The organism is Microbacterium sp. ZW CA_36 (genome assembly GCF_044987475.1).
Taxonomy (GTDB): domain Bacteria; phylum Actinomycetota; class Actinomycetes; order Actinomycetales; family Microbacteriaceae; genus Microbacterium.
The window spans coordinates 1-10,021 of record NZ_JBJDRL010000097.1 but is presented as its reverse complement, the minus strand read 5'-3'; the positions used below and the strand labels follow the sequence as shown (position 1 = coordinate 10,021).

9 protein-coding genes are annotated in these 10,021 nt (G+C 72.3%); 8 read left to right on the top strand and 1 reads right to left on the bottom strand.

The window, feature by feature from the left end; translation table 11 throughout:
* A partial coding sequence (locus tag ACI3KX_RS21080; RefSeq protein WP_404910965.1) for a DUF3418 domain-containing protein occupies nucleotides 1-1,058 on the top strand: 1,058 nt, incomplete at its 5' end.
* A 61-nt stretch (nucleotides 1,059-1,119) separates the two neighbouring features.
* Entirely contained in the window at nucleotides 1,120-2,061 is a 942-nt protein-coding gene (locus ACI3KX_RS21075) for a zinc-binding alcohol dehydrogenase family protein (protein WP_404910964.1), read from the top strand.
* Between the two features lie 9 nt (nucleotides 2,062-2,070).
* On the opposite strand, the gene ACI3KX_RS21070 is transcribed toward ACI3KX_RS21075, so the two are convergent.
* Nucleotides 2,071-2,922: a sulfurtransferase gene (locus ACI3KX_RS21070; protein ID WP_404910963.1), complete on the bottom strand. Its 852-nt coding sequence runs from the start codon at nucleotides 2,920-2,922 to the stop codon at nucleotides 2,071-2,073.
* A gap of 115 nt (nucleotides 2,923-3,037) precedes the next feature.
* Between ACI3KX_RS21070 and ACI3KX_RS21065 the strand changes: the two genes are divergently transcribed.
* The 6 genes from ACI3KX_RS21065 to ACI3KX_RS21040 all read left to right on the top strand — a co-directional run.
* Nucleotides 3,038-4,426 (top strand): PLP-dependent transferase, encoded by a 1,389-nt coding sequence (locus ACI3KX_RS21065; protein ID WP_363353063.1) that lies wholly within the window; start codon nucleotides 3,038-3,040, stop codon nucleotides 4,424-4,426.
* A gap of 41 nt (nucleotides 4,427-4,467) precedes the next feature.
* A complete protein-coding gene (locus ACI3KX_RS21060; RefSeq protein WP_363353065.1) occupies nucleotides 4,468-5,460 on the top strand; it encodes a Gfo/Idh/MocA family oxidoreductase in 993 nt (330 codons plus the stop codon).
* A gap of 1 nt (nucleotide 5,461) precedes the next feature.
* The gene (locus ACI3KX_RS21055; RefSeq protein ID WP_404910962.1) at nucleotides 5,462-6,685 is read left to right on the top strand and encodes an NYN domain-containing protein; all 1,224 of its coding nucleotides are present in this window, start codon (nucleotides 5,462-5,464) and stop codon (nucleotides 6,683-6,685) included.
* An 84-nt stretch (nucleotides 6,686-6,769) separates the two neighbouring features.
* Entirely contained in the window at nucleotides 6,770-7,972 is a 1,203-nt protein-coding gene (locus ACI3KX_RS21050; RefSeq protein WP_349428016.1) for an ROK family transcriptional regulator, read from the top strand.
* Nucleotides 7,973-7,981: 9 nt separating this feature from the next.
* Entirely contained in the window at nucleotides 7,982-9,082 is a 1,101-nt protein-coding gene (locus ACI3KX_RS21045; RefSeq protein ID WP_363353069.1) for a substrate-binding domain-containing protein, read from the top strand.
* Between the two features lie 59 nt (nucleotides 9,083-9,141).
* Nucleotides 9,142-10,021, top strand: an 880-nt coding sequence (locus ACI3KX_RS21040; RefSeq protein WP_404910961.1) for an ATP-binding cassette domain-containing protein, incomplete at its 3' end; no start/stop codon positions are given.

Sequence of the window (10,021 nt, the reverse complement as noted above, 5' to 3'; positions counted from 1 at the left end):
ACGCGCGCGGGCGCGCCGTCGGCTCGGACCGCGACCTTACGGCGCTCCAGGCCCGCCTCGCCGACCGTGCGCGGGCCTCGGTCTCCCGCTCGCTGAGCGCATCGACACCGGCGTCCGGACCGCGAGCGGCAGGACCGGCGCCCCGGTCGACGGGCACGCCGGGCGGCACAGCGCGCCCCGAGTCCACGTTCGTCGAGCAGACCGGTCTCACCGACTGGACGTTCGGCGACCTCCCCGAGGTCGTCGACACGAAGGTCGCCGGCGGCGTCGTGCGCGGCTACCCCGCCATCGTCGACGAGAACGCCTCGGTCGCGCTGCGCATCGAGACCACCCCCGAGGCAGCGGCCCGCGCGACGCGGGCGGGCGTGCGACGGCTCGTGCTGCTGTCGGTCGCCTCGCCCACGGCGTACGTGCTCGAGCACCTCACCTCCGCCGAGAAGCTCGCCCTCGCGGCATCCCCCTATCCCTCGGCGAAGGCGCTGATCGAGGACTGCCGCGTGGCGGTCGCGGATGCCGTGATCGCCCGCACCGCCCCCGACGCTCTGGTGCGCACGCGCGCGGGCTTCGAGGCGGTGCGCGACGCGCTCTCGGGCGCCGTCGTGGACGAGCTGTTCCAGACCGTGTCGCTGGCCGCGCGGATCCTCACCGCCGCGCGCGAGGTCGAGAAGGCGATGCGCGACGGCAACTCGCTGACACTCCTCGGCGCCCTGAACGACGTGAAGGGCCAGCTCGCAGGCCTGGTGTTCCCCGGTTTCGTGTCGCGCACCGGCACAGCGCGCCTCGCACACCTCCCTCGGTACCTCCGCGGCGCGCTGGACCGTGTGCGCACGCTGGCAGACAATCCCGGCCGCGACCGGCAGCGGATGACGGAGTTCGAGCGCGCCGCGACGGTGTTCGCCGAGGCCGGCGGCACCATCCCGCCGCCCGATGACGCCCCGGTGGCACTCGTGCACGCACGCTGGCTTCTCGAGGAGTACCGTGTGAGCCTGTTCGCGCAGTCCCTCGGCACGGCGGAGCCCGTGTCGCTGCAGCGGCTGCAGCGGGCCCTGCGTGGCTAGCCGCTCGACGAGCAGAGCCCGTGCGCGAATACCCGCCTCGACGACAGGAGTTGCCCCCGCCATGACCACTGCGATCGCGTACACCGAGTTCGGCGGCCCCGAGGTGCTGCACGAGATCCCCGTGCCCGAGCGGGCGCCGAGCACCGGGGAGGTCGCGATCCGCGTCACGGCGGCGGGCGTGAACCCGATCGATGCGAAGCTGCGTTCCGGTGCGCGCCCGTCGGGCGAGATCACCGATCCGCGTCGGGTCGGCGGCGACGGCGCCGGCGTCGTGATCGCCGTCGGCGACGAGGTGGACGGGTTCCGCGCCGGCGACCCGGTGGTCTTCGCGGGCGCCTCCGGTGCGTACGCGACCGAGGTGGTCGTCGCCGCAGACCGGGTGTTCGCGCGGCCGCCACAGGTGAGCGCCGCGGAGGGCGCGGCACTCGGCATCCCGGTCGGCACCGCGTATCAGGCGCTGCGATCGCTCGGTGTCGGAAGCGGCGACACGCTCCTGGTCCACGGCGGGTCCGGTGCCGTCGGCCAGGCAGTCATCCAGTTCGCGGTGCTGTGGGGCGCCACCGTGATCGCGACGTCGTCCGAGCGCCGCTTCGACCGCGTCAGCGCGCTCGGCGCCATCCCCGTCAGCTACGGCGACGGGCTCGCCGACCGGGTGCGCGAGGTCGCGCCGCACGGCGTCACGGCCGCGATCGACGCGGCCGGCACCGACGAGGCGCTGCAGACGTCCGTCGAACTGGTGCCCGATCGACAGCGGATCGTGACGCTGGTGCGGGGGCGGGATGCCGGGGGCCTCGGCATCCGTGCGTTCTCGGGCGGGTCTCCCCTGCCGCTCACCGCGCAGCAGCAGGCGTGGCGCACCGAGGCGGTGCCGGTGGCGGTGGCCCTGATGGCCGCGGGGCGCTTCTCGGTGGAGCTCGGACCGTCGTTCGCCCTCGCCGACGCCGCCGACGCGCATCGCGCGATCGAGGCGGGCGTCGACGGCAAGATCACCCTGGTGCCCTGACGCCGGCCGTCACACGCTGGCGGTGACCTCGGCCGGCGCGGCGCCGGTGGCGATCGGCCGCCCAGGAGTGTTCGACCACTGGCTCCACGAGCCCGGGTAGATGCCGAGCCGCAGCCCCGCGAGCTCGGCGGCGAACACCGCCTGCGCGGCGGTGACGCCCGACCCGCAGTACGCCGCCGCAGTGACGCTCTCGGCGATGCCGACGCTGCCGAACAGCTCACGCAGGCTCTCGGCATCCCGGAACCGCTCGCCGTCCATGTAGGCACCGGTCGGCAGGTTCGCCGCACCCGGGATGTGGCCCGCGATCGGGTCGACAGGCTCGACCTCGCCGCGGTAGCGCTCGGCGGCGCGCACGTCGATGAGCACGCCGGAGGCGGCGAGCGCCGCCGCCTCGTCGATCGAGAGCACCGGCTCGGCGATGGGCGTGAGCGACACGTCTCCCGGCTCCGGCACCACGGGGCCGCTCTCCAGCGGCAGGCCGGCGGCGACCCATGCACGCAGCCCGCCGTCGAGGAGGCGCACATCGGCGACGCCCGAGCGGGTCAGCAGCCACCACGCGCGCGAGGCGCCGAGTGCCCGGTCGTCGTCGCAGATCACGACCGTGTCGCCGTCGTGGATGCCCCAGCGGCGCGCGGCGGCCTCCAGATCCGCGGTCGCCGGCAGCGGGTGGCGGCCGTCCTCGGGACGGCCGTGCCGGGAGAGCTCGGTCTCCATATCGACGTAGACCGCGCCGGGCACGTGGCCGTCGAGGTGGTCGGCGCTGCCGTCCGGGCGGTCGAGCCGGTAGCGGACGTCGAGCACGCGGACACTGCCGGAGCGGACAAGGCGGTCGAGTTCTGCGGGGGTGATCAGCTGCGCCACCGGTCCATTCTCGCCCGCGCGCGGGCTACCCCCGCCCGGCAGGCTCGGCGCCGCCGGCGCAACAGTTCGACACACGACGCACGGGCGCGGCCCCCGCGGCTCGACAATGGTCAGCATGCCTCGTGCCACCGACAACGATCTGCCGCCTCGCCCGGCCGCCCCTCGCTCGTTCGCGACGGCCCAGGTGCAGGCCGGGTTCGACCCGGGCGTAGCCGAGAACACCGCCGTTCCGGCCATCCACCAGTCGAACGGCTTCGAGTTCCGCTCGCTCGCGGAGGCACGTGATCTGTTCGCGCTGCGCAAGGACGGCAACATCTACAGCCGCGCCGCCAACCCCACCGTGCTCGTGTTCGAGCGCCGCGTCGCCGAGCTCGAGGGCGGCATCGGCGCCGCAGGTGTCGCCTCGGGTCAGGCGGCCGTCGCGGTGGCTCTGCTCGCCCTCGCCAAGCAGGGCGAGCACATCGTCGCGGCGCGACAGCTGTACGGCGGCACCGTCGATCTGCTGCAGGACACGTTCGCCGACTGGGGCATCGAGGTCACCTTCGTCGACCAGGACGACGTCGACGCGTGGTCGGCCGCGGTGCGCCCCACCACCCGGGCGCTCTTCGCCGAGTCGATCTCGAACCCCATCGCGCAGGTGCTCGACCTCGGCGCCGTCGCGGCCGTCGCCCGTGACGCGGGCGTGCCGCTCGTGATCGACAACACCGTCGCGACGCCGTACCTGCAGCGCGCCAAGGACTTCGGCGCCGACATCGTCGTCCACTCCGCGACGAAGTTCCTCGGCGGGCACGGCACGTCGCTGGGCGGCGTCGTCGTCGACCTCGGCACGTTCGATTTCACCGCCGACCCCGAGCGCTGGCCGCAGTTGACGCAGACCTACCGGCGCGTCCCGGACGGCAGCCTCGTCGAGCGCTTCGGCGAGACCGGATCGCCCTACATCGCCCTGGTCAAGACCAAGTACGTGCACGACCTGGGGCCGTCGCTGTCGGCGTTCAACGCCTTCCAGCTGCTGCAGGGTCTCGAGACGCTCGATCTCCGCATGCAGCGCCACACCGAGAGCGCACTCGCGGTCGCGCAGTTCCTCGACACGCACCCGGCGGTCGCGCGCGTGCACCACCCGGGGCTCGAGACCAGCCCGTGGCACACCCAGGCCCAGGCGTATCTGCCGCACGGGGTGAGCTCTGTCTTCGCGTTCGACCTCCCCACGACCGGCGACGACGAGGGCGACTTCCGCCTCGTCGAGGAGTTCATCTCGCGCCTGCAGGTGATCCGGCTCGTCGCCAACATCGGCGACGCGCGCAGCCTCGTCGCCCACCCTGCCTCGATGACCCACAGCCACATGTCGCGCACCCAGCTCTCGGAGGCGCACATCGGTCCGACCACCGTGCGCCTGTCGATCGGCCTCGAGGACGCCCGCGACATCGTCGACGACCTGGCCCGCGCGCTCGAGCGGATCGGCGAGACGGCCGGCCGTCCCCGGCTGGCGGAGAGCGTCCCGCGCTAGTCGACCCGGCGAGTGCGCCGTGGCGCCACTAGCCTCGTGTCATGACCTCACCGTCCTCACCCCGCTGGGGCATCCTCGGACCGGGCGGCATCGCACGCGCGTTCACCAGCGATCTGCGCACCGCCGGCCTCGACGTCACCGCCGTCGGATCCCGTCGCCGCGAGACCGCCGAGGCGTTCGCCGCCGACTTCTCCATCCCCCACGCCCACGGCTCGTACGAGGACCTGGTCGCCGATCCCGATGTCGACATCGTCTACATCGCGACGCCGCATCCGATGCACGCCGCCAACGCCCTGCTGGCGCTGGAGGCCGGAAAGCACGTGCTCGTCGAGAAGCCGTTCACGCTGAACGCCGACGAAGCGGCAGCGGTCCGCGACGCCGCCGCCGACCGCGGGCTCCTCGCCATGGAGGCCATGTGGACGCGGTATCTGCCGCACATGGTGCGCATCCGCGAGCTGGTGGCCTCCGGCGCACTCGGCGAGATCCGCGCGGTCACCGCCGATCACACCCAGCTGCTGACGTCCGACCCCGCGCACCGTATCAACGCGCTCGAGCTGGGCGGCGGCGCGCTCCTCGACCTCGGCATCTATCCCGTCTCGTTCGCGTGGGACATGCTCGGCGAGCCGCTGTCCATCGTCGCGTCCGCGCGCATCGGCGACGCCGGATCCGACACGGAGGTCGCCACGATCATGGCGCACGCCAACGGCGCACTGTCGACAACCCTGTCGGCGTCCCGTGGCGCGGGGCCGAACACCGCGTCGGTGATCGGCACGGACGCCCGCATCGACATCGACCGCGTCTGGTACACGGCGACCTCATTCCGCCTGGTGGGGCCCGACGGCACGGTGCGCGAGGAGTTCCGCTCCGACATCGAGGGGCGCGGTATGCAGTACCAGGCGCTGGCAGCGGGGCGGTACCTGGCGGAGGGCCGCACCGACTCCGACATCCTGCCGATCGACGAGACCGTCGCGATCATGGCCACGCTCGATGAGATCCGCACGCTCGTGGGCGTGCGCTACCCCGGTGAGGAGTGACATGCCCGACCTGCAGAATCCCCGCGTCGCGGTGTACCTCGATTTCGACAACATCGTGATGTCCTGGTACGACCGCGTCCACGGCCGCAACTCGTACTCGCGCGACCGCCAGCGCATCGCCGACAACCCCAACGATCCCGAGATCGCCGAGCGGCTCGCCGCGGCCACCATCGACGTCGGCGCGATCATCGACTTCGCGGCCTCCTTCGGCACGCTCGTGCTCACCCGCGCATACGCCGACTGGTCGGCCCCCGTCAACGCGATCTACCGTTCGCAGCTCGTCGCCCGTGCGGTCGATCTCGTGCAGCTCTTCCCCGCCGCCGCATACGCCAAGAACGGAGCGGACATCCGTCTCGCGGTGGACGCCGTCGAGGACATGTTCCGGCTCCCCGACCTCACGCACGTCGTGATCGTCGCCGGCGACTCGGACTACGTCCCGCTCGCGCAGCGGTGCAAGCGACTCGGCCGCTACGTGGTCGGAGTCGGTGTGGCCGGGTCCACGGCGAAGTCGCTGGCGGCCGCGTGCGACGAGTTCGAGGCATACGACTCGCTGCCCGGGGTCCCCCGTGTCACCCGCGAACCCGCGAGGGCTGCCAAGGCGCCGGACAAGGCCGCCGACAAAGCAGCCGAGAGGGCGCCGTCCAAGGCGGCCTCGGGCCGTGCGACCAAGACGAAGGAGACGGCGGCGAGTGCGGCGACCGGCGGGACGGCCGCGCGGTCGGGAAGCCGTCGAGGAGCGGCGAAGTCCGTGCCGACGGAGGCTCCTGCGATGACGGATGCCGTGACCCCGGACCCGTCGGCTGAGACCACGGCCTCGACCGCCGAGGCCCGTTCGACGGTCGAGATCGAGGCTGCGCTCAACGAGGCGCTCGAGACGACGGCGCCGCCGAAGCGGGGGAACCGTCGCGCGTCGTCGAAGACCGTCGCGGCGAGCCTCGAGCCACCCGCTCCCGAGCCGGTGCAGCCGGTCGAGGAACCTGCCGAGGACCCGCAGGAGACGGCTACCCGCCTGCTGGAGCGCGCCCTGCGCCTCGGCCACGACAAGAACGACGACTCCGAGTGGCTGCACAGCTCGGCGGTCAAGACGCACATGCGTCGGATGGACCCGTCGTTCAGCGAGAAGGCGCTGGGCTACCGGTCGTTCAACGACTTCGTGAAGGCACGCGAGTCGATCGCCGAGCTCGAGGAGACCGGGCACGAGCGACTGGTGCGTCTGCGCGAGTAGCCCGCTCGCGCGGGCCGCGTTCGTCTTCCTACCGGCGATCCCGCGGCCGATCTGGGAAATCGCAGGTGGGATACAGTGTGAACTGTGGCACGCCGTCAAGCTCCGCCGGGCTCGCAGACCTCGCTGCGCGAGGCCAATCGCGCGCGCGTCGTCGAGTCCCTCAAGCGCCACGGCCGCCTCACGCAGATCGAGCTGGCCGGCAGCACCGGGCTCTCCCCCGCCACGGTCTCGAACATCGTCAAGGAGCTGACCGCTTCGGGCCTGCTCCACACATCCTTCACGACGAGCAGCGGTCGCCGCGCGACCCTGGTGTCGCTCGCCCGCCGGCTCGGTCTCGTCGCGGGCGTCCACTACAGCTCGCGGCAGCTGCACATCGCGATCGCCGACACCGCACGCACCATCGTCACGCAGTCCTCGCTCCCCCTCCCCCTCGACCACCGCCATGACTCCGAGCTCGACCGCCTCGCACTGCTGCTCGGCGACATGATGGAGTCGCTCGGCGGGTCGCTCACCGATCTCCTCGCCGTGGGCCTCGCTCTGCCCGCCCCCATAGACCCGCGCACCGGCATGGTGTCCACCCCCGGCCTGCTGCGGGGCTGGGAGGGCGTCGACGTCGCCGAGAGCCTCGCGGCGCGCATCGGCCGCCCCGTCTACGTCGACAGCGAGGCGAACCTCGGCGGTCTCGCCGAGGCCCGCGAGGGCAACGGCCGCGCCGCCGCGTCGTCGGTCTTCATCCGCGTCGGCCACACGATCAGCGCCGGACTCGTGGTCGGTGGCGACCTGTTCCGCGGCGTCAACGGCAAGGCGGGCCAGATCGGCCACGTCACGCTCGACGAGAACGGCCCCATCTGCCGCTGCAGCAACCGCGGCTGCCTCGAGACCTACGCGGGCGGGCCCGCGCTGCTGTCGCTGTTCCCCTCGAGCGAGGGTATGCACCGCCTGGGTGACCTGCTGCAGGCCGCCGAAGCGGGCGACGGCGCGGCACGGCGCGTCATCGCCGATGCCGGGCGCCACATCGGCATCGCGGCGGCGAGCCTCTGCAACCTCTTCGATCCCGAGGTCATCGTCGTGGGAGGCGAGCTGGGTCAGGCGGGCGAGATCCTCATGGCGCCGATGCGGCACTCGCTCGAGCGCACCGCCCTCCCCTCAGCTGACGGCCTGCCCGAGATCGTCGGCGCCTCCTTCGGCGAGTGGGCGGAGACGCGCGGGGCCATCGCTATCGCCCTCGACCACGTCACCGTCAGCGCCCAGCTCCCGGCGGCGTCGACGCTTCCCATCACCGCATAGGCTCGTCCGATGTCCCGCACCCGACACGATCGGCCGCGGCGGCGCTCGGTCGGGCATCGCGCGGCGGCGGCCGCCGGCATCCTCCTCGTCGCCGCCGGGATGCTGTCCGCCTGCACGGGAGATCCCGGTGCCGGGGAGGGCACGCCGACCGACGACACCATTGCACTGCTCCTGCCCGATGCGAAGACCGCCCGCTACGAGACCTTCGACCGGCCCCTGTTCGAAGCGCGCGTGGCCGAGCTCGGCGACTACGACGTGCTGTACGCCAATGCCGATCAGGATGCCGCGAAGCAGCAGCAGCAGGCGGAGTCCGCCCTCACCTCGGGCGCGGGAGTGCTGGTGCTGGACCCGGTCGACGCGAACGCCGCCGTCAGCATCGTGAACTCGGCCAATGCCAAGGGCGTGCCCGTCATCTCGTACGACCGCCTGATCGCCGGTGGCGACCTGGCGTACTACATCTCGTTCGACAACGAGAAGGTCGGCGTCCTGCAGGCGACCGCGTTCGTCGAAGGGATGCGGGCGACCGAGGACGGCAGCGGCATCCTCATGGTGAACGGCTCGCCGACAGACAGCAACGCGGCGCTGTTCAAGCGGGGCGCCCACAGCATCATCGACGACAGCGGCCTGCGCGTGCTGGCCGAGTACGACACCCCGGGCTGGAACCCCGAGAAGGCGCAGGAGTGGGTGTCGGGGCAGATCGCGCAGCACGGCGGCGCGATCGCCGGGGTCTACGCCGCAAACGACGCCACCGCCGGCGGTGCGATCGCGGCGCTGCGCGTTGCGAACATCGATCCGCTTCCGATCGTGACCGGACAGGATGCCGAGCTGTCGGCGATCCAGCGGATCCTCACCGGCGACCAGTACATGACGGTGTACAAGGCGATCAAGCCGCAGGCGGAGCTCGCCGCCGAGATCGCCGTCAAGCTGCTGCACGGCGAGGAGGTGACGGCACCGCTGGAGATCGAGGGGACTCCAGCCACGCTGCTCGACCCCGTGGCGGTGACGATCGACGACATCATGGACACTGTGGTCGCCGACGGATTCTGGAGCGTCGACGACATCTGCACCCCCGCCTACGCGGATGCGTGCGAAGCTGCCGGCATCGGGTAGGGTCCTGACTCTGGCAGGGGACGGCGGGGGCTGGGAACGACGATGAGGACAGGGCGAGGATGTCGATGACGCACCCGCGGACCGGGCGGCCGCGTGAACGCGTGCTCACGATGCGCGGCATCGGCAAGCGGTTCGGCGCCGTCAAGGCGCTCACCGACGTGGATTTCTGGGTGAACGAGGGCGAGGTCGTGGCGCTCGTGGGCGACAACGGCGCCGGCAAGTCGACCCTCGTCAAGGTACTGGCGGGTGTGCACCCTCCCGACAGCGGATCGATCGAGTTCGACGGCGAAGAGGTCGGCATCGACTCCCCCGCCGACGCCCAGCAGCTCGGGATCGAGACGATCTTCCAGGACCTCGCGCTGTGCGACAACCTCGACGTCGTCGCGAATCTGTGGCTCGGGCGTGAGCTGCGCGACGGTGCCACGCTCGACGAGGTCGACATGGAGCAGCGCACCTGGACGCTGCTGCGCGAGCTGTCGGCCAAGATCCCGTCCGTGCGCGTGCCGGTGGCGTCGCTGTCGGGCGGGCAACGCCAGACCGTCGCCATCGCCCGCTCGCTCATCGGCGAGCCGCGCGTCGTCATCCTGGACGAACCGACGGCGGCACTCGGCGTCGCGCAGACGGCCGAGGTGCTGAACCTCATCGAGCGTCTCCGCGAGCGCGGGCACGGGGTCATCCTCATCAGCCACAACATGGCCGACGTGATGGCGGTCGCCGACCGCGTGGTCGTGCTCCGCCTCGGCCGCAACAACGGCGTGTACAACGTCGCGGACGTCACCAGCGAGACCCTCATCGCGGCGATCACCGGCGCGGTCGACCACTCCGCGGCACCGCGGCGCGTGCCGGAGCGGACGGATGCCGCGCCCGCCGCCGCGCGCGACGACGAGCCCTCCGAGCAGACCTCCGGCGGCACGGTCATCCGCATGCCGCGCGGCGGCG